The sequence below is a fragment of the Weissella tructae genome, from assembly GCF_000732905.1.
GTDB lineage: Bacteria > Bacillota > Bacilli > Lactobacillales > Lactobacillaceae > Weissella > Weissella tructae.
In genome coordinates this window covers 550012-570153 of the sequence record NZ_CP007588.1, presented here as the reverse complement: position 1 = coordinate 570153, position 20142 = coordinate 550012, and the positions used below count along the sequence as shown (strand labels likewise).

Annotated in this window: 21 protein-coding genes; 4 read left to right on the top strand and 17 right to left on the bottom strand. The window is 40.0% G+C overall.

What is annotated here, in order from left to right; genetic code table 11:
* Positions 1 to 119: 119 nt before the first annotated feature.
* From udk to WS08_RS02705, 17 genes are all read right to left on the bottom strand, one after another.
* Entirely contained in the window at positions 120 to 764 is a 645-nt protein-coding gene (gene udk / locus WS08_RS02785; protein WP_009765407.1) for a uridine kinase, read from the bottom strand.
* Between the two features lie 54 nt (positions 765 to 818).
* Entirely contained in the window at positions 819 to 2192 is a 1374-nt protein-coding gene (locus WS08_RS02780; protein ID WP_009765408.1) for a sensor histidine kinase, read from the bottom strand.
* Positions 2193 to 2202: 10 nt separating this feature from the next.
* Entirely contained in the window at positions 2203 to 2913 is a 711-nt protein-coding gene (locus WS08_RS02775) for a response regulator transcription factor (RefSeq protein ID WP_009765409.1), read from the bottom strand.
* 100 nt (positions 2914 to 3013) lie between these two features.
* On the bottom strand, positions 3014 to 4237 hold the full coding sequence (locus WS08_RS02770; protein ID WP_009765410.1) for an MFS transporter: 1224 nt from the start codon (positions 4235 to 4237) through the stop codon (positions 3014 to 3016).
* Positions 4238 to 4459: 222 nt separating this feature from the next.
* Positions 4460 to 5593, bottom strand: coding sequence for an RNA polymerase sigma factor RpoD (rpoD, locus tag WS08_RS02765; RefSeq protein ID WP_009765411.1), 1134 nt, complete (start codon positions 5591 to 5593; stop codon positions 4460 to 4462).
* 10 nt (positions 5594 to 5603) lie between these two features.
* Complete coding sequence (dnaG, locus tag WS08_RS02760) at positions 5604 to 7466, bottom strand: DNA primase (RefSeq protein WP_009765412.1); 1863 nt, start codon at positions 7464 to 7466, stop codon at positions 5604 to 5606.
* A gap of 114 nt (positions 7467 to 7580) precedes the next feature.
* Positions 7581 to 8918 carry an MFS transporter gene (locus WS08_RS02755; RefSeq protein ID WP_009765413.1) on the bottom strand — a complete coding sequence of 446 codons (1338 nt, stop codon included), beginning with the start codon at positions 8916 to 8918 and terminating at the stop codon, positions 7581 to 7583.
* A 164-nt stretch (positions 8919 to 9082) separates the two neighbouring features.
* The gene (locus WS08_RS02750) at positions 9083 to 10132 is read right to left on the bottom strand and encodes a SepM family pheromone-processing serine protease (protein ID WP_038528205.1); all 1050 of its coding nucleotides are present in this window, start codon (positions 10130 to 10132) and stop codon (positions 9083 to 9085) included.
* A gap of 3 nt (positions 10133 to 10135) precedes the next feature.
* Positions 10136 to 10609 carry a pantetheine-phosphate adenylyltransferase gene (gene coaD / locus WS08_RS02745; RefSeq protein WP_009765415.1) on the bottom strand — a complete coding sequence of 158 codons (474 nt, stop codon included), beginning with the start codon at positions 10607 to 10609 and terminating at the stop codon, positions 10136 to 10138.
* Positions 10610 to 10611: 2 nt separating this feature from the next.
* The gene (gene rsmD, locus WS08_RS02740) at positions 10612 to 11163 is read right to left on the bottom strand and encodes a 16S rRNA (guanine(966)-N(2))-methyltransferase RsmD (protein WP_009765416.1); all 552 of its coding nucleotides are present in this window, start codon (positions 11161 to 11163) and stop codon (positions 10612 to 10614) included.
* Positions 11163 to 11477: a YlbG family protein gene (locus tag WS08_RS02735; RefSeq protein ID WP_009765417.1), complete on the bottom strand. Its 315-nt coding sequence runs from the start codon at positions 11475 to 11477 to the stop codon at positions 11163 to 11165. The genes rsmD and WS08_RS02735 overlap by 1 nt, the downstream gene beginning before the upstream one ends.
* 2 nt (positions 11478 to 11479) lie before the next feature.
* Positions 11480 to 12709 carry an FtsW/RodA/SpoVE family cell cycle protein gene (locus tag WS08_RS02730; RefSeq protein ID WP_009765418.1) on the bottom strand — a complete coding sequence of 410 codons (1230 nt, stop codon included), beginning with the start codon at positions 12707 to 12709 and terminating at the stop codon, positions 11480 to 11482.
* Between the two features lie 102 nt (positions 12710 to 12811).
* Positions 12812 to 14659, bottom strand: coding sequence for a translational GTPase TypA (gene typA / locus WS08_RS02725; protein ID WP_009765419.1), 1848 nt, complete (start codon positions 14657 to 14659; stop codon positions 12812 to 12814).
* A gap of 100 nt (positions 14660 to 14759) precedes the next feature.
* The gene (locus WS08_RS02720) at positions 14760 to 15530 is read right to left on the bottom strand and encodes an inositol monophosphatase family protein (protein ID WP_009765420.1); all 771 of its coding nucleotides are present in this window, start codon (positions 15528 to 15530) and stop codon (positions 14760 to 14762) included.
* Position 15531: 1 nt separating this feature from the next.
* Positions 15532 to 15813, bottom strand: coding sequence for a UPF0223 family protein (locus WS08_RS02715; RefSeq protein WP_009765421.1), 282 nt, complete (start codon positions 15811 to 15813; stop codon positions 15532 to 15534).
* Between the two features lie 5 nt (positions 15814 to 15818).
* On the bottom strand, positions 15819 to 16406 hold the full coding sequence (gene def, locus WS08_RS02710; RefSeq protein ID WP_009765422.1) for a peptide deformylase: 588 nt from the start codon (positions 16404 to 16406) through the stop codon (positions 15819 to 15821).
* A 50-nt stretch (positions 16407 to 16456) separates the two neighbouring features.
* Positions 16457 to 16945, bottom strand: a complete 489-nt coding sequence (locus WS08_RS02705) for a hypothetical protein (protein ID WP_009765423.1) — start codon at positions 16943 to 16945, stop codon at positions 16457 to 16459.
* Between the two features lie 181 nt (positions 16946 to 17126).
* Between WS08_RS02705 and WS08_RS02700 the strand changes: the two genes are divergently transcribed.
* The 4 genes from WS08_RS02700 to WS08_RS02685 all read left to right on the top strand — a co-directional run bounded on the left by WS08_RS02700 (position 17127) and on the right by WS08_RS02685 (position 20098).
* Positions 17127 to 17339: a DNA-directed RNA polymerase subunit epsilon gene (locus WS08_RS02700; protein WP_009765424.1), complete on the top strand. Its 213-nt coding sequence runs from the start codon at positions 17127 to 17129 to the stop codon at positions 17337 to 17339.
* Between the two features lie 3 nt (positions 17340 to 17342).
* A complete protein-coding gene (gene rnjA, locus WS08_RS02695; RefSeq protein ID WP_009765425.1) occupies positions 17343 to 19034 on the top strand; it encodes a ribonuclease J1 in 1692 nt (563 codons plus the stop codon).
* A gap of 283 nt (positions 19035 to 19317) precedes the next feature.
* A complete protein-coding gene (locus tag WS08_RS02690) occupies positions 19318 to 19695 on the top strand; it encodes a PH domain-containing protein (RefSeq protein ID WP_009765426.1) in 378 nt (125 codons plus the stop codon).
* A 187-nt stretch (positions 19696 to 19882) separates the two neighbouring features.
* Positions 19883 to 20098: a hypothetical protein gene (locus WS08_RS02685; RefSeq protein WP_009765427.1), complete on the top strand. Its 216-nt coding sequence runs from the start codon at positions 19883 to 19885 to the stop codon at positions 20096 to 20098.
* Positions 20099 to 20142 lie beyond the last annotated feature (44 nt).

Sequence of the window (20142 nt, the reverse complement as noted above, 5' to 3'; positions counted from 1 at the left end):
AATCATTATTTTTCAAGATGCAATCAAAACCACTCTTTTTTCCTATTCTAAATCAACTTATACGATCAAAATAAACCCCTGCCAAGATTCTTCAATCTACACAGAGGTTTATATTGTGATTAATTTTGTTCTAGTTCATGTCCGTCTAAAATAGCACGAATTTGTGCTTCAATCATCCCAATTCCAACTAGGTTTGCACCACCATCAGGCAAAATGATGTTGGCATAGCGCTTAGTTGGTTCAACGAATTGGTGATACATAGGCTTAACTGTTTCTAGGTACTGTGCAACCACTGATTCAGTAGAACGTCCACGTTCCACGAAGTCACGTTGCATACGACGAATGAAACGAAGATCATCATCAGTATCCACATAGATCTTAATGTCCAACAAGTCACGGACAGCAGGTTCAACGAATAACAGCACACCTTCCACGATGATAACATCTGTTGGTTCTACAGTTACCGTTTCAGCAGCACGGTTATAGTCCTTGTAATCGTAAGTTGGTTGTTCAATTGCATTACCCGCCAACAATTGTTCCAAGTGTTCTGACAACAATGCTGTGTCAAAAGAATCAGGATGGTCATAATTCACAGCCTTACGTTCATCCATTGTCATGTGTGATTGGTCGTTATAGTAAGCATCTTGCGGAATCATGGTAACTGATTCACCAGCAAGCTTTTCAAAAATTTTGTTACTTACAGTTGTCTTTCCTGATCCTGAACCACCGGTTACTCCAATCAATACGGGACGCTTCTTAGTCATGTTTTTGCCTCTTTTGCTTAAAATTTTAGGTTTAGTTTATATATAAAAGAATGATTATTCATTCTTTTGTTTTAATGTTGGTAATGTGACCGTTATTTTGGTCCCAACCCCGACTTGACTCGTTAAATCAACAGTTCCAAAACGATTTTTAACGATATCAGAGACAATGGATAGTCCTAACCCCGTCCCTGGAATCGTTTGGTTACGCGATTCATCAACACGATAAAAGCGTTCCCAGATACGAGTTTGTTGGTCACTAGGAATACCGATTCCTGTATCAGTGACACGTAACATCAACAAGTCTGTTTCTTGGGTAGCTGATATGTTGACGTCCCCGCCTTGTCGATTATATTTTACCGCATTTACCACTAAATTGAGTAAAATTCGACGTAAATCTTGTTCATCTTGCCAAACAAGAACGTCATCTGCAACATTATTATGACAAGTGACTTGATAATCTTCTGATAATTTTGACTGTTGCATCAAAACATCATCAACCAAGTCTTTTAGATAAATGGCATGCCCTTCAATCGTATTTTTTGGAATTCGAGATAGTGTCAAAATATCTTCTGCTAAGGTAATTAATCGGTTCACTTCGCCCTGCATAATTTCTAGGAATTGTGTTGTGATTTCTGGATCATCCTTAGCTCCAGCTAATAACGTTTCCGTGAAGCCTGATAATGCTGTTAAGGGCGTTCGTAGTTCATGGGACGCGTTAACTAAAAAGTCAGCCTGCATTTCTTGCATCTGTGTTAATTCCGTTACATCATACAACAGAATTAACACATTTTGTTCACGTGGATTCGTTTGGTAATGCACGACTGAAACGTCTAATAAGTGATCATCAATGGCGATACGCTCACGAGAATCGGTTTCTGTAGTTAGTGACTGATTCACCAGCGTAACTAATTTATGCACTTTAAAAACATTGTTAAAAGGTTGTCCAACTGCTCTTCTACGTTCTAGATGAAGTAATTGATAGGCAAGACTATTAATTTCAACGATTTGCTTTTGGTCATTAATTCGCAACACACCTAAGGGCATATTATTCACTAATGCAGCTAATTTTTGTGATTGTTGGTGTAACATGGCAAGACGTTGCTGATTACTTTGTTGCACCGCATTCAACGCATTGGCTAACGGTGCAAATTCTTCTTCTGGGCGTAATAAAATTTGACCCATAGAGAATTGATTGGTTTGCATCGCTTGTAGTTTTTGAATAAACACATTCAAATGTTGTGAACGTTGATAACGTAACCACGCATTCCACATTAAAAACAAGGTGCTAATAATCAGACCAGATAACACGAGGTAACCCCAATCAAAGTGGAAGTTTCTGTTATATAGTCCATACACATAGCCCATCATCAGACTTAGAAAGATAAAGACAACAAAGGCGCTAATAAAATGATAGATACTTTTTTTCATCAGTATCCCCCTACTTTGTTACATGAGGTAAATCAAAGCGATATCCCATACCACGAACTGTTCTTAAGTATTCTGGTTGCTTGGGATTGTCTTCAATTTTATCGCGTAAATGTGACATGTGCATATCAACCATACGGGTATCTGATCCAGCTGCGTCATATCCCCAGACACCATGTAAAATTGTTTCTCGTTCCAGGACACGACCAACATTGGCTGTTAAATAGACCAGTAATTCATACTCTTTAGGTGTTAATTTAACATGTTCACCATGCTTGGTTGCTGATCGATGATCATAATTGATGGCTAATGAACCAAATGCTTGCGTGTTGTCAGTTGTGCCTTGTTGTTCTTGACTTACATCAAAACGACGCATAACAGCTTTAATACGCGCAAGTAGTTCACGTGGACTAAACGGTTTCGTAACATAGTCGTCTGCGCCCATTTCAAGCCCAACGATTTTGTCGACTTCTGCGTCTAAGGCCGTAATTAATATCACTGGTAATGTTAGTTTCTCAGCGCGAATTTCACGTAGCAATTCAATACCACTTTTATATGGCAACATGACGTCTAACAAGACTAGGTCAATTTGTTCAGTTTTAATAGTTTCTACTAGATTTCGACCATCATTAGCGGTAATTACTGTATAACCGGCCTGCTCTAGATTATAGGTTGCGAGTGTTACCAATGCTGGTTCATCATCAACAACTAATACTTTTGTCATGGTATCTCTCCCACACGTTTCGATTACTGACAATTTTACCATGAAAAGACACGGGAACACCAAAAAAACCACTCAGATGAGTGGTTTTTAAAGTTTATTATTAAACTAATCCTAACTTTTCTTCACGATGACGACAGTAAAGACGAATCACCGCAAATCCAGCTAGTAACATGATTCCGATAATCAATAGAATCCATGATCCCAATGCACTAATTGCATATCCAAATGTAATTGTAATTACTGGAACAAACAAATCAGTCGCAAAGAATGAAATCCCAAAGACACGACCTAAGTATTCAGGTGCACTGTCTTCTTGACGCACGGTATTAATCTTAATAACGAATGATGCACGCATTAGTCCGTTCACGATAATCACAATTACCAATGCCCACAATGTATTAACAAACGCCGCTAGAATGAACACGACACCTAGTAGGTAAAAGTCCCAGTATAATGTCTTAATCTTGTTCCAAGTTGGCTTATGCGCCAAGAATAGACCGGCAACGATTCCAGAAACCGCTGCAACCGTCAACGCTGATGAGTAATTCGTTGCCGAACCGCCATAAACACGTTGAATCAAGAATGGCATCGAAATAATGAATCCTTCGAAACAGAAATTCCCCCAAACTGTCAACAACATTGATTCGAATAGCTTGGGCTTACGTGCCACATAACGATAACCATCGATCAAACTTTCAATAAATGGTTCTGGTTCCTTATCTGGCTTTTCTTCAGGAACTGATTTGATGGCCATGTTAATCAATGCTGTCAAAACAACCATGATACCGTACAAAATCATAAAGCTTTGCAAGTTAATCCATTCCAAATGCAACAAGATTCCACCTACCAATGGCCCAACCGCTTGTCCAGCAGAGAACGCTGCACTAACGAAAGCATTGAAACGAGGAATTGAACGACTCTTGATAACATCTGGTAACACCGCACGTCCAGCTGGATATGCATATGAGATATCTACGTTCATGATAAATGTTAGCGCGAATAAGATGACTAATTGCGGCGAATCCGGATTTAGGAACATAGACAAGATTAATAGTCCAATTCCTCCGAATAAGTCGGCCGCAACTAAGACTTTCTTTCGATCAAAACGATCCAATACGGCTCCAACATACATGTCATTGGCTAGATACACAATAAACCCAAAAGCGGTTAGCCAACCAAGTAAGCGAGCATCACCATAAGTAGATACAATGAACCAATTTAGTCCAAAACGATATACTCCTTCTCCAAAAACGGAAAAGAAATTAGAAAGTAGCACGGGCCAACTAAAGTCCGCTAATTTCTCTTGTCTTTCTTCTGCATTCATAAATAAAGTCCTTCCTTAATGCAATTCTATCGGTATAATTTATCCGATAATCTGATTAGAGTCTTGAATTATGGAAGCGAGTGGAGCCGAAGTCTGGCCAACTACAATCTATAAATTGTTTTTTTACGTACATTCTTAGGCTCCTTTCTCGTATTATTGACGCCTAATAAAAAGGACCAGCTCTGAGGCTGGTTCTTCTTATTTATTATTTATTATTCTATCTTAGTCCAAGAAATCACGCAATTGCTTTGAACGTGATGGATGGCGTAGCTTACGAAGTGCCTTCGCTTCAATTTGACGGATACGTTCACGTGTCACGCCAAATTCCTTACCCACTTCTTCCAAAGTACGCGTACGTCCGTCATCAAGACCGAAACGCAAACGCAATACTTGTTCTTCACGTGGTGTAAGTGTATCCAATACAGATTCAAGTTGTACCTTCAACATTTCGTATGCAGCAGAATCAGCTGGTGAGATAGCTTCATTGTCTTCAATAAAGTCTCCCAAATGTGAATCATCCTCTTCACCAATTGGTGTTTCCAATGAAACTGGTTCTTGTGCAATCTTCAAGATGTCACGAACCTTTTCTGTTGGGATGTCCATTTCGGCCCCAATTTCTTCAGGTGTTGGTTCACGTCCCAAGTCTTGTAGCAAGTTACGTTGGATACGGATCAACTTGTTGATTGTTTCAACCATATGAACAGGGATACGAATTGTACGCGCTTGGTCAGCAATCGCACGAGTAATCGCTTGACGAATCCACCAAGTGGCGTAAGTTGAGAACTTGAATCCCTTACGGTAATCAAACTTTTCAACGGCCTTCATCAATCCCATGTTACCTTCTTGAATCAAGTCCAAGAATTGCATTCCACGTCCAACATAACGCTTGGCAATTGAGACAACCAAACGCAAGTTGGCTTCGGCAAGTTCTTGCTTAGCAAGTTCGTCACCATCTTCGATACGTTCAGCCAAGTGAACTTCTTGTTCCCCTGTCAAAAGAGAAACACGACCAATTTCCTTCAAGTACATACGTACTGGGTCATTAATCTTCATACCAGTTGGGGCGTCCGCTGCTTGCTTCAATTCCTTCGCAGACAATGCTGTCTTACGGTTCTTCAAAGCACGTTCAGTTGGTTCACCCTTTTCGTCAACGATTGAAATCCCTGATGATTCAATTTCAGCATAGACTTCTTCAATTTGTGTTTCGTCTAGCTTCAATGGATTTAGCAAAGTTGTTTCCAATAGATCTTCGCGGATTTCTTTATCTTTCTTGAATTCCTTAATAATCTTCTTAACGGCCTTGTCTAAGTCCGCTTGTGAGAAGTTCTCAACGTTTTTTGCTTTTTCTTCTGTCATGAAAGATCTCCTACATTTTTTTGGCTAGCTGTTGTTCACGAAGTGCCGTAATCAATTCCACACTTAATTGTGCTTCTAAAGCCTGATCATGACGTGCATGAGCATCAGCTAATTGTTGTTTGATGTTGGTAATACGTTGAGCCAAAGGCTCATTAGTCATGATGACTTGCATATATGCAGTCACATGACTTTTATCTTGAAACAGATCATCTGGTATTGCACTAAACGTGGCCAAGATTTGATTTAAATCTGGCTTTTGCACAAAGTCCATTAATACCTGGATATCAATGGCTTCAGTTGCGTGTCCTTGTGCACGGAATGCCGTTGTTAATTGGTATAAGGTCTCATACGAAACGTCCGCAAAACTAAAACGAGTATCTTGCGTTACCATTAACCAGACATCTGGATCTCGTAACATCCACGCTAACAGCATCTGTTCGGCTTTCTGCGTAGGCGTTTCTTTTTTATGTTCCACCAAGGGTTGCCAGTTGGCTTCGGGATTACCAAAATCCTCATCCTCTTCTGGTGGTTCAATAAAAGCGCCCTCATCGACACGTTTTCGCAATAAGAACGGACGCATCTGTTCTTGCAAGGCTTCAATACTAATATTGAATTCTTGCGATAGTTTATTCATATACGTGTCTTGGACAACCTTTGAATCAATACGAGCCAAAAGGTTCAACACATCACTAATATAAGCAAACACATCGTTCTGATTGGTCAAATTACGCTCATGTCGCAGATAACGCATATTAAATGAAACCGGATCTTCTGTGTGATGTGTCATAAGGTCCATGAATGCTGCTGCATCATGAGAACGCAAATATTCATCAGGATCTTGGTTATCTGGAATATGCGCAACGCTTACTTGCATACTACCTTTTTGACTTAACAAGTCTAATGCACGTTTAGTTGCTTTTTGTCCAGCTGCGTCAGCATCATAGGCAATCGTAATCTGATTGGCCATACGGTCTAAGCGCTGTACTTGTTCAACTGTTAGTGAGGTTCCCATTGAGGCAACCCCATTTCGAACGCCAGCTTGAAATGCCGCAATCACATCCATGAATCCTTCAAACATGATGACATGTTTACTTTGTTTAATATCGTTTTGGGCTAAATCAAGATTGAATAGCTCGCGTGATTTATTAAACAATGGACTTTCAGGACTGTTGATATACTTTGGTTGGTCATCATCTTGCGTTAAGCGACGTCCAGAAAAAGCAATCGGGTGGCCTGATTGGTCACGGATGGTAAATAAAATCCGATCATTAAATCGGTCATGCAATGAACCATCATCCCATTCGACAAATAATTCTGATGCACGTAACAATTGATAGTCAATGCCCTTCCCTTGGAAATATTCCAATAAGACATCATTCTTTGGTGCATAACCAAGCATGAATGCATCAATTGTTTGATCATCAAGCCCACGATTTTGAAGATACGTCAGCGCATCTTCACCACTCGCTGTATTAATCAACAAATGATGATAGAGCTTTGTTGCATCTGCATACAATTCACGTAGGGCTTTGATTTGTGGATCAACTGTTTCAGTCTTTCCATCAGACAGATAACTCGTATCAAGCGTTACGTCTGCTAACGGAGCCACCTTGGCTACCGCCTGTGGGAAAGAAAGGTTTTCTAATTCCATTAAGAAACTAAATGCATTTCCCCCACGACCACATGAAAAACAATGAAAAATTTGTTTCTCTTCGTTTACCGAAAAAGAAGGTGTTCGTTCCTCATGAAACGGACAATTTCCAAACAAATTCCGTCCTTGTTTTTTAAGTTGAACATATGGAGAAATCACATCAACAATATTAACGCGTTCCCGAATTTCCGTGACAACGTTTTCTGGAATTCGTCCTGCCATTGCGCTACCTCCTTGCTCTTTTCAGTCCTTACTATTATACGCTCTAAAACCCGTTTTGAAAAGAGCATAAAAAAAGACCGCCGTGTTTCCACAGCGATCTTTTTAGTGTTTTTATTAGGCAATCTTACGACGCGCAACCATAAACACACACCATGAGATAACAATCAATGTTGCCAAGAAGATAACACCTTCTTGCGCACCGACGACAACCCCATTTACCGCGTCATTTTCAACGGCACTGGCCAAAATTTGGGCCACAATCGCAGTTGCACTAGCAGCCACGAATTGTAGCAATGTGTTAACAATACTATTTCCGTCACCCTTCAATTCTTCAGGAAGACTTCCTAGTGTCGTAGTCATCAAGTTACTGTATGACAATCCAATTCCGACCATCATCAACATTTGAGCGAACATCAATACCCAGAAGTTCATGCTTTGGAAGAACACTGCCATTAATACTGTGGCAATCGTAGCGATTGTTAATCCAACGGTAATTGGTCCCTTTGCCCCAATGCGGTCAAGTAAACGACCTGAAACTGGCGCTAATATTGTTCCGATCACAGCAGCTGGGAACATGAATAGTCCTGCTTGCGTTGATGTTGCATTCATCGCCATTTGCAAGTAGTTAGGTAAGATAAATGATAGGCCTAAGAACATTGCTTGGTAAACCAACAATGAGTACATCAACATGTCAAATTGACGGAACTTAAAAATCGCCAAGTTCAACAACATACGCTTACGGTTAGCAAAATAGAATCCAACCAAAGATACCAAACTAATCATTAGCCATGTAGCTGACATTTGTTCAACTGCTAGCAACAACATTGATAATCCAAGTGCTAATGTTAAGAAGGCAACAAAATTAAACTTCTCATCGCGCTTAACCGTTTCTGCTGGGATACTCTTCAAACCAATAAACAAAGAAACCATAACGATAATGATCAAGAACCAGAAGATACTACGCCATCCTAATGTACTTAGTAAGATACCTCCGTACGTAGGACCAATCGCTGGTGCAATTGATGTTGTCATCGTTCCGATTCCCATCATAACACCACGCTTTTGCAATGGTGCCTTTGTCAAAATAATATGGAACATCAATGGAATTGAGATTCCAGTTCCCACACCCTGTAACATACGTCCTGTCAACAAGACTGTCATATCAGGTGAAAAGGCATTCATCGTTAGTCCAATTAAGAACATACCTTCCGCAAACAAGAATAGGTTACGAACAGAAAAGTTTCGAATTAAGTAAGCTGAAATTGGTACAACAATCGCGATGGCTAGTAGATATCCTGTTGTTACCCATTGGATACCACTTGCGTCTGTATTAAATTCTTGCATCAAATGGGGAAATGTTACGTTCATTGCGGTTTCAATTAAGACACCACCAAAACTCATTAACCCAGCTGCAATCACAGCCCCTAATACATTCCACTCTTTTTTATTCATCTTCTACATTTCCTTTCTAGATTATTTAAGATATTTACCATAAAAAAAGGACGCTACACCAGTGTGGTGTAGTGTCCCGCCTTTTGGTTCGGCATGTTTTACACATACTATCTGTACAAATCAATGTATCTAGATTATCAAAATATAAAATTCATGTCAACTGCTTATCTTAAGTACGCAATCGCATCATCTAATGTTTCCACCGGTACAATGGTCATATCAGGTGCATATTCCGCCGCAGTCTCTTTTGCAATTTCATAGTTCGTTTGTGTATTGCCTGTTTCTTTTTGGTATTTCTTATCTTGCTTCACATATGGGGCGAAGAAGATTGTTGCACCAGCATCACGCGCTGCAATAATTTTCTTATCCATCCCACCAATTTCACCGACATTACCATCAGGATCAATAGTACCTGTTCCAGCAATCACACGACCACGTGCGAGGTCAGCCCCCGTAATGGCATCATACATTTCTAGCGTTAACATCAGACCACCAGATGGGCCACCAACAGCCCCTAAGTCCGCTGTAATTTCAGGTTGCCCTTTGATTTCAGTATCTTCTGTTAACGTAATTCCAATCCCAGCAAGTTCACCCTTCGTACCTAAACGAATCGTTTTGCGCTTAGCAGTCTCTGCTTTACCATTATGTTCAAACCCAATGGTTAAGGCGTCGCCAATGCCTTTAGAGCGAATGTAGTCTTGGAATTCTTGCGTGCTAGTAAACGTCTTTCCATCAACACTTGTAATCGTGTCACCTGGTGATAAGACATCTAAGAATTCTGAATCAGCTTGGACATTTAATACGTAGATACCGTTAAAGACACGAGTATAGTCAATATCTGCACGTTCGTATGCATTCACCTTCGCTTGGTTGATCGATGACGCCATAAACAACGCATTTAGTGCTTGGTCCTGTTGCATCGTTGAACCGCCTAAAGCATCAGCTTCCGAGATAATTGTCTTGTGCGGGTTAAACCATGCATCTACAATTCCCCACACATTAACTTGGCGAATACCAACAGATGTTAACAAGTATTCCCCACTTACGTCTGGATTTTTATTGGCAATTTCCACGTGCTCTGTCAGATTTTGTGCAGAACCTGGCTCTTCTGAATAAAACGGTAAAGGCATCACAACACTGATCAATAATGTAATCAAGGTGATAAAAAGTAGTTTCAGCGCATTTCTTTGAAAAAAGTTTTTAATTCTTTGCATGGCTTAACCTAATTTCTGACGTAAAGCATCAGCAATATTAACGGGCAAGAAGTCAGTGACATTCCCACCTGCCTTTGCCACTTCCTTAATCAAACTACTAGAGAGCATTTGATTTTGCGGGCTTGTCATCAAGAATACCGTTTCAATTCCCGTTAATTGCTTGTTCATTTCACTGATGTTCCGTTCGTACAAAAAGTCTTGTTCATTACGGACACCACGAATCAAAACGTTTGTGTTCATCTTAGCTGCAAAATTAGCTGTTAATCCATCCATCAAAACGACAGATGTATTGTTTAAATCTTGGGTGGCTTGTTCAATCATTGCGAGTTTTTCATTATCTGTGAATAATGCGCGCTTGTTCGTATTCACACCTACACCGATCACAACCTCATCAAACAATTTAGCCGCACGTGTCACAATATCCAAATGTCCATTTGTAAAAGGATCAAAGCTCCCAGGAAACAATGCACGTGTCATAATTAAGCCTCACTTTGGTAAATAGTAATCACTGTAATGCCATAGTCTTTTTGCTTGATTTGTGTAAATCCAGATAATGTATCTGGCAAATCAGCAACTTGATCAGTTTCTGCCACAATAATAGCGTCTTCCGTAATCAATCCATATTCAGCCAACTTGGCAACATCATCAGCAATTGTTTGTTTCGCATATGGCGGATCAAAATATAGTAAGTCAAAGGGCTCTCCACCGCTCAAACGTTCAATCGCAAGGTCGGCACGACTTTTAATCACGGTAAATTGATCCGCTGCTTTTGTAACTTCAATGTTTTCTTTAATGGTTTTAATCGCATCAAATTGACGATCTACCAAGACTGCATGGTCAATTCCACGAGATACACCTTCAATTGATAACCCACCAGATCCAGCATAAAGATCTAGTGAACGCCCACCATCAAAATAAGGGCCAATCATATTAAAGATTGATTCCTTTACTTTGTCCGTTGTAGGTCGTGTTTTTGTACCTGGAACGGCCTTTAAACGACGACCTCCAAATGTACCACTTACAATTCGCATTATAATTCCTCGTCTTCTGATGGTTCTAGCGCTAATTCTTCGTCCGCAACAACTGTAAAGTCGATGAGTTCACGTTCACCACCGACCGTTGTGTCGACATTAGGCCATTCTGATTCTACAACACGATCCACAAATCCCAATCGTTCAATCAACGCTTTTTTCGTTGCGATATCTTTTTCATCCATATAGATGGTCGCATAATTCATCTTTTCTGAAATGTAATTAACAATTCCAAAACGACGTAATTGACGGGCTTGACGTACATTTTTCAAATATACAATCAATGCGCGTCGTTCTGTTTTTTCAAACGGCATGTTTACTCTCCTCGTTGATACGCTTCTTGACGCAACTTACCAATAATATTGAAGGCAAGCCCAAATGTAATCCCCCATGATAGCAATGATGATCCACCATATGAGATTAAGGGGAACGTCACCCCTGTAATTGGTAATAGACCTGTTACACCACCCAAATTAATGAAGATTTGAATGATCAAGTACGCCGAAATACCAAATAAAATTAAACGATATTGCATATTGTGCGTGTTAATGGCGTACCACATAAAACGTAAAACAATGGCTCCCATAAATAGCAATAATGCAATCACAGTGACAGCACCTAATTCTTCCCCAATAATGGCCAAGATAAAGTCGGTATTTGGTTCAGGCAACAAACCTAATTTTTGAATACTGTTTCCCAATCCACGTCCAAAGAATCCACCATTACTTAACGCATAATATGAATTAATCAATTGGTGTCCTGCCCCATCACCGACTGACCATGGGTCAATGTATGCTTCAAATCGATCAAGTTGATAGGTCATAAACCCAATTTTTTCGAAAAACGGCACCACATAGGGAATAAAGACAAGAACCGCAATAATCAACACAACGACTGTAATCAGGTAAAAGATACTAACTCCAGCTGTAAATGACATGGCAAGTAAAATCAGCCCCAAAATAACAACTCCACCCATGTCAGGCATCATCATTGTTAGGACAATTCCTAATCCTGGGAATAGCAGATTTTGAATACGCCATAGACGCCAAATCAAATCACCTTGCTCTGGCTTATAATTACGTAACGTCTTTGAGAAACGCCAAGCACACCACAAAATTAGAGCTGTTTTAAAGTATTCAACTGGCTGAAATCCGAATCCAGCGAAGTATAGCCAACCTTTGGCCCCACTTGTAACTGGACCAAACAACAATGTAAATAATAGAATACCCACTAACAATATCGTAACGCCATTCACGCAAATCCGATAGAAATTGGATTCCCAACTTATCGGCAGCAAATAGATAAACAATAATGTCACTACAGCCAGAATCCCAAAAATCGCTTGTTTAACGAAAAAACTAGCCGCACTTCCAGTTGCCATGTTCGTACTTGCCGTATACACCATGGCACACCCAAAGATCATAACAATGACAATACCTAAGAATAACCAGCCATCAAAAAACTTAAAGCGTTGTTGCAATTTTTTGAACATATGACCAAAATTGATGGGACGTTTCGTCTTTTTTTGTCGCTTTTTTTTCACCATGATTGCTTTCCTTTAACGTGTATATATTATTTCATTTTATCATAAAATATAAAGAAAAAACTGCCTTCCCTAAGGAAAGCAGTTTTATTCTAAGGCATTAAATTATGCTTGTGTAGACATCTTACGACGCTTAGCAGCCTTTTCACGTTCGCTTGTATTCAAGATTTGCTTACGAATACGTACGCTTTCTGGTGTTACTTCAGCCAATTCATCTTCGTCCAAGAATTCAAGTGATTCTTCAAGCGTCATGTCCTTAGGCGCCTTAATAGAAGCAGTTTGGTCCTTGTTTGATGAACGAACGTTAGTTTGGTTCTTCGCCTTAGTAACGTTAACTGAAATGTCGTTGTCACGGCTGTTGATACCAACAACCATTCCTTCGTAGACATCATCACCAGGGTGAATAGTCATTACACCACGGTCTTCAACACCCATCATGGCGTAGTTAGTAGCTGAACCTTGGTTGATTGAAACCAAAGCTCCGTTACGACGTCCTGGGTTCCAGTTCTTAACGATTGGTCCGTAAGTTTCGAATGTGTGGTTGTAGATACCGTATCCACGTGTAAGTGACATGAATTCAGTTGAGTATCCGATCAATCCACGTGAAGGAACCAAGAATTCTAGACGAGTTGTACCCGTTCCAGTTGGTTCCATGTTACGCATTTCACCCTTACGTTGTGCCAATGAATCGATAACTGATCCAGTGTATTCGTCAGGTGTGTCAATTTGTACACTTTCGAAAGGTTCTGAATCAACACCATCGATGTTCTTGAAGATAACCTTTGGACGTGAAACTTGCAATTCGAATCCTTCACGACGTAGGTTTTCAATCAAGATTGACAAGTGAAGTTCTCCACGACCTGATACAAGCCATGCTCCTGCTTCACCTTCGATTGTTTCAACACGCAAAGAAACGTCAGTGTGCAATTCGCGACCCAAACGGTCTTCGATTTGACGAGCAGTAACAAACTTACCTTCACGTCCAGCAAATGGTGAATCATTTGTACGGAAAGTCATTTGCAATGTTGGTTCGTCAATGTGCAAAACTGGCAATGCTTCCAAGTGATCTGGTGAAACAACAGTTTCTCCAACTGAAATTTCTTCCATACCTGAAACAGCAATCAAGTCTCCAGCCTTAGCTTCTTCGATTTCAACACGGTCCAAACCGATGAAACCAAACAACTTAGTTACACGGAAGCTAGCCTTAGATCCGTCCAACTTCATAACTGTAACTTGGTCACCAATCTTGATTGTTCCACTGAACACACGACCGATACCAATACGACCAACGAAGTCGTTATAGTCAAGCAAAGCCACTTGGAATTGTAGTGGTTCTTCTGACTTTTCTTCTGGTGCTGGAATTGCTTCAAACACTGTGTCGAAGATTGGTGCCATTGTGTGTTCTTGTGATTCAACTTCTGGGTCCAATGAAGATGTTCCATTCATTCCTGAAGCGTAGATCACTGGGAATTCAAGTTGTTCGTCATCGGCTCCAAGTTCAATGAACAAGTCCAAAACTTCGTCAACAGCTTCTGTTGGGCGGGCTCCTGGACGGTCAACCTTGTTAACAACAACGATTGGTGTCAAGTTTTGTTCGAAGGCCTTCTTCAAAACGAAACGAGTTTGTGGCATTGTACCTTCAAAGGCGTCAACAACCAAAAGAACTCCATCAACCATTCCCATGATACGTTCAACTTCACCACCGAAGTCGGCGTGGCCAGGTGTGTCCATGATGTTGATTTGACGGTCCCCAACCTTAACGGCTGTGTTCTTTGCCAAGATCGTGATTCCACGTTCCTTTTCGATGTCGTTTGTGTCCATCGCACGGTCGCCCAATTCAGTACGCATATCAAGTGTGTCTGATTGCTTCAAAAGTTCGTTAACCAAAGTAGTCTTACCGTGGTCGACGTGGGCGATAATCGCAATGTTACGTAAGTTTTCGCGTTTTGCCAAAATTCTGTTCTCCTTAAACCTCTGTTAATTTTAATCGCTAATTAGGGCACATTCCATGTAATACACATTGATTTAAATCATTTAGTAATACAACTTCCAATTAATCATTCATTGAAATAATCTGATTAAATGCAAGTGGAGTTGCCACAAGGACTGTTCCCGATAATATCATATTTAGTGAATCGCCGTCAATAGTTCCAACATTGAATCCCAAAGCTTTTGCTAGCATAATGCCCGCTGCAAAATCCCAAGGTTGCATCTTGGTAACGTACCCAATGGCTCTACCTGTACACATATATAAGAATGTCATACCTGCTGAACCATAAACACGATAACCTAATGATGCCTTTGCAATTTCTGGTATGTGCAATTCACCGCGCAATAAACGTCCGCCTGACACGACCATTAAACCTTCTTCTAATGGCATGTCGGGCACTTTAGTTAATAACCGTTCATTTAAGTAGACCCCTACTTCAGGCCCACCATGAAGCAACTCATTTCCCATGACATCCATAATCCAGGCTAGCATAGGCTCGCCATCACGATACCAAGCCAACATACTTGCAAACTCGTTTTTTTGTGCAACAAAATTGGTCGTCCCATCAATTGGATCAACAAACCAAACATCACCAGACATATCCGTTACGTCATCACCGAAGCCTTCTTCACTCATAATGTGTGCGTTTGGCATCAGCGCATGAATTTTTTCTACATAAAATTCTTCCACGATCCGATCAACATTTGTTACCAAATCTTTTGGCCCGTTTTTATGGGAAATTTCACGTGGTTTCTCTAGCTCTTGCAAGACCAATTGACGCATTTCCGCCATCCATGATTGAACAGTTATATCTATTGTTTGCAAACTCAGCATGTTAAGGCTCCATTTTAAACGTCTTAAATGTTAAATTACGTGCTGTTTGAACCGTACGATAGATTGAATACCCTGATACTTGACCAAAGCTACGATCTAATTGCTTTTCTTCTGATTTTGACGGTACAACCGTCTTAAAATCATCATAGGCAGCTAATAGTTGTTCACGATTCACATTTTTTTCATACGCGTCAGACACTAATGTGTATAGACGACTTACTTTGATAACGTCATCCGTTGACCAACCTGATAAGAATGGATAATTAAAGTTTTTATCAGCCATATAATTTACCCGATGTACTTCGTACGTTCATTACGTTCCCAAGGTTGAGACTTGTCAATATGGTCATAGAACAATGTTCCATGCAAATGATCAATCTCGTGTTGGAAGACAATCGCTGGGTAATCGTTCAACTTCAATTCGTATGTGTCACCTTCTTCATCTTGGTAACGCACAGTAATACGTTGTGAACGTTCAACAAATCCTGGAATGTCTTCGTCAACAGACAAACAACCTTCACCCGTTGCCAATGCTGTTTGTTTAACTGATTGACGTGTAATCACTGGGTTGTAGATAACCCCCGCAAAAACATACGGATCATTTTCATCTGATTCTTCTTGCTCTTCATCGAAGTCATCATTTGGAATCAAAATCGCTGTCATTTGCTTTGAAATACCTACTTGTGGTGCGGCAATTCCAACACCTGGTCGTAGACCTAATTCTTCTGATTCGTCAGGATCTTGACTAGCAATCAAATATTCAATCAGATTTTCACTAATTGTTTCATCTTCTTCCGAAAGTGGAAAACTTACTGGCGCGGCTTGTTGGCGCAATACAGGGTCTCCATCACGGACAATATCTTTCATCAAATACATTCTTATTGCCTCCTTGCTTTAATTAAACTAATTATACACGGTTTTTGTCATTAATATTGAGATTCATTTACTTTTTTTAAATCTGCTAAATAGGCATAAGTCGCATCATTTAACACATGTGCAATATCAACATGTAAATTATCGCCTGTTTCGTCATACCAAATATCTGATACAACAAATGCCGGTAAATTATCATCTAATTTAGCAACATCATGGCCTGTCGCGTAAGACTTTAAAATCGTACTCAGTTCATAGTAAATAACATCTTGTTCAACTTGCTGATCAACCGGCATAATAAATTCAAATGCTAAGATACCTCGGCCCCATACGTCGGCAACTAGTGATGAACGTACTATTCCAGCGTCTGATAATTTTAGTTTGGCTTTCAAACTTGGCAATATCGTTCGCATGGCATCATTCACTAATGTTTGGGAGCTACGTAATTGTTCTTGTGCCGCGTGTTGATTAATCAGACGAACGACTGCAAAAACAAGAAGAACACCTACTGCTAGGAGAATAAAAATCCAATTCACATTCATTCCCTCTCTTTCTACTCATTCTTAAACAGATCTATACTTATCATAGCACCGTAATCTATAAAACACCCTAAATTTATTCTAACTCACAAACAGCTCAAAACTAGTAATTGCGCAGGCAATCTGCTAGAATAAATAAAATAAGTATGTACGATACAAACAACTATTAAAAGGAGAAATCATTATGATTTTCAAAGTATATTATCAAGAAACAAAGACTCAAAACCCAAAGCGTGAAGAAACACAATCTATGTATGTTGACGCTGCTGACCTAGCAACAGTACGTGTGCAAGTTGAATCAGAAACAACACACCACATTGAACACATCGAACAACTTTCAGAAAAGGCACTTGCTTACGAACAACAAAGCCCCAACTTTAAGTTGATGGAGTTTTAAACTATGAATAAATCAGAACTTGCCATTCGTCCTGACGAAGTGGCCGTCTATGCCCTGGGAGGCTTAGGCGAAGTTGGGAAAAACACTTACGGTGTTCAATATGGTGATGAAATCATTATTATTGATGCCGGAGTTAAGTTTCCTGAAGACGAGTTATTGGGAATTGACTATGTTATTCCTGATTACACTTTTCTAAAGGAAAATCGTGACAAGATTAAGGCGTTAGTTATTACGCACGGTCACGAAGACCACATCGGTGCTATCCACTTCTTCTTGGATGCTGTTAACGTTCCTGTCTACGCCGGACCATTAGCCATGGCTTTGATTCGTAACAAGTTGGACGAACGTAACATGTTGCGTGATGTGACGTTGAACGAAATCGATGAAGACACTATTCTTGAATTTGAACATATGTCTGTTGAGTTCTTCCGTACAACACACTCTATTCCAGACACATTTGGTGTTGCCGTTAAAACACCTGTTGGAACAATCGTTGAGACTGGTGACTTTAAGTTTGACTTGACCCCTACGACGAACCAATTGCCTAATCTACAAAAGATGGCGCGTATCGGTTCTGAAGGTGTCTTGTTGATGATGTCAGATTCAACAAACGCTGAAAAAGACGAATTTTCAAAGTCTGAACGATGGGTTGGGAAAACCATCAACAAGCTATTTGATGAAATTGAAGGTCGTATTATCTTTGCTACTTTCGCATCAAACATGTCTCGTGTTCAAATGGCTGTTGAATCAGCCCTATCACACGGTCGTAAGATTGCTGTGTTCGGTCGTTCAATGGAAAGTGCCGTTAAGAACGGTATGGAATTAGGATATCTTGATATCCCTAATGAAATGCTGATTGATGCACACGAAATTAACAAGTTACCACCAAATGAAGTCTTGATTTTGTCTACTGGATCTCAAGGTGAACCAATGGCTGCGCTAGCACGTATCGCTAACGGAACACACAAGCAAATCAAGATTCAACCTGATGATACTGTTATCTTCTCTAGCTCTCCTATTCCTGGAAACACTAGTTCAGTGAACCGTGTTATCAACGAATTAGAAGAAGCTGGTGCAACAGTTATCCACGGAAAAATCAATAACATTCACGCTTCTGGTCACGGTGGACAAGAAGAACAAAAGTTAATGTTGTCATTGATTAAGCCAAAGTACTTCATGCCTGTCCACGGTGAATACCGTATGTTGAAGGTCCATGAAGGTTTGGCTCATGATGTAGGTGTTGATCCAGATAACACATTCGTATTGGACAATGGAGATGTCTTAGCGCTAACAGCAGACTCTGCTCGTGTAGCTGATCACTTCCCTGCTGAAGATACGTATGTCGACGGTAATGGAATTGGTGACATTGGTGCAGCTGTCTTGCGTGATCGTAAGATGTTGTCACAAGATGGTCTTGTCGTTGTTGTTGCAACAATCGACCTAAAGAACCAAGAAATCACTGCTGGTCCTGATATCTTGTCTCGTGGATTTATCTACATGCGTGAATCAGAAGAACTAATCAATGAAGGTCGCAAGGAAATCTTCCATGCTTTGCTCGGCGCAATGCGCGAACCAAACGCAAGCGAACATAGCCTACGTAATGCCGTTGTTTCACACTTACAACGCTTTATGTTTGAAAAGACACACCGTCGTCCTTTGATCTTGCCAATGTTCATCATGATTAATCGCGATTAAGACTATAAACGTTGATGTAGAGGCATTCTTAACGACAAGTCCCGCATCAACTCAAAACACCCTGATATAGGTAGCGTATTCACGCCACTCCTATCAGGGTGTTTTTCTGTCTGGACTTGTAAATTCATCCTACCCATCTTGCCCATTCCATCTTTCCACCTCCTATATTCTTGATATAATGAAGTTATCTTCACACCTATATTGAACATGAGTATTTTCATTAGGTAACAGACATATACGTCCAGGTAGGATTGACGTTAAAAGCTACACGAGGAGACAAGAAATGGGATTATTTGATGGCGTATTGGGAAACGCATCTAAAATTGATATACAATCTATCCAAAATGAGTTTGATCCACTGCTAATTCCCGAGGAAAAAATTGAACACGCCTATCGTCTTGTTCGCGACTTGGTTGTATTTACAGATAAGCGTTTAATTATTGTGGATAAGCAAGGCGTTACAGGTAAGAAGATTGAATACAAATCAATCATTTACCGCTCTATCTCCAAATTCTCAACTGAAACAGCTGGTCATTTTGACTTAGATGGTGAAATTAAAATTTGGATTTCTGGGCAAATCGACCCGTCTGAAGAGCTAACCTTCCGAAAAGGCGAAGCATTGACAGATGTGCAAAAAATATTAGCCGAAAAAACACTTTAATCAACATTCATAAATGGTTAAACACGATGTCTTGATAGATTATATATAGTTATAACTACTATTATCAGTATAATATGTGTGATTCATCAAAAATCATGCTCTGAGTCTTTCATTATTTTTTAATTTGCATCGTATTCTTTAACCACTCATGATAAAATAGATATATACACACAGGAGGATTTTCACTATGAAGAAGTTACTATTAACTGCTGCTGTTGCCGGTGCTACTGGATACGCAGCCTACCGTTTGTTCCAAGCTAACCAAACTGCTATGGAAGAAAAGATGTTGAACAAGAAGTTGCGTCGCGCATGGGATCGCGAAGACTTCGAAGAACTACAAGAAGTTGTTCAAGAACTTTCAACTCTTGAAGTTAAGAAGTTGATGAACGAATTGGCTGACTAATTCACATCATCAATCATATAAAAAACTGTGCTTTCAATTTCGAA